The organism is Rickettsia sp. TH2014, assembly GCF_019249195.1.
GTDB classification, from domain to species: Bacteria; Pseudomonadota; Alphaproteobacteria; order Rickettsiales; family Rickettsiaceae; genus Rickettsia; species Rickettsia felis.
This window is the reverse complement of the sequence record NZ_MXAX01000205.1, coordinates 1-389: the sequence shown is the minus strand read 5'-3', so window position 1 is coordinate 389 and position 389 is coordinate 1. Positions and strand designations below refer to the sequence as shown.

Below are 389 nucleotides of genomic sequence, written 5' to 3'. Positions count from 1 at the left end.
TTTTTAATAGGCATAACTGCAATATGGAGGCATGACCAAAAATAATAAGATAAATCCATATAATGATGCAATGAAGAAAGATTCTAGAGTGAATTTTATGCAGAAGTAAGTTATAAGACAGCATTAAAAATAGAGCAGCAAGCAAAAGAAGCAGGTATTAGTTTAGATAAAGATGCTATGAGACGCTTAGAGAAAATCAAAAATCGCTATATAGAAGCTGCTAAGAAAGCAGAATTTCAAAAATTTCAAAGTGATCAAGCTCATAAAACGAATAAACAAAAAGCTGAAGCATTTAGGAGTGGTGCAACAGCTGCTGCTAAAAAACAAAGAAAAGAAGATTATAGAACAGGTGGGTGGGGTATTTTGTAATAGTTGAGATTTAATCTTAC

Annotated in this window: 1 protein-coding gene; it reads left to right on the top strand. The window is 31.9% G+C overall.

All coding sequences use genetic code 11. From position 1 onward, the window contains the following. Nucleotides 1-177: 177 nt before the first annotated feature. On the top strand, nt 178-369 hold the full coding sequence (locus KYQ89_RS04170; protein WP_256621299.1) for a tRNA (guanine-N1)-methyltransferase: 192 nt from the start codon (nt 178-180) through the stop codon (nt 367-369). Nucleotides 370-389: the final 20 nt, after the last annotated feature.

Excerpts from the sequence above, each read along its gene's own strand:
- KYQ89_RS04170 (WP_256621299.1), top strand. The coding sequence starts at position 178 with ATGAGACGCTTAGAGAAAATCAAAAATCGCTATATAGAAGCTGCTAAG.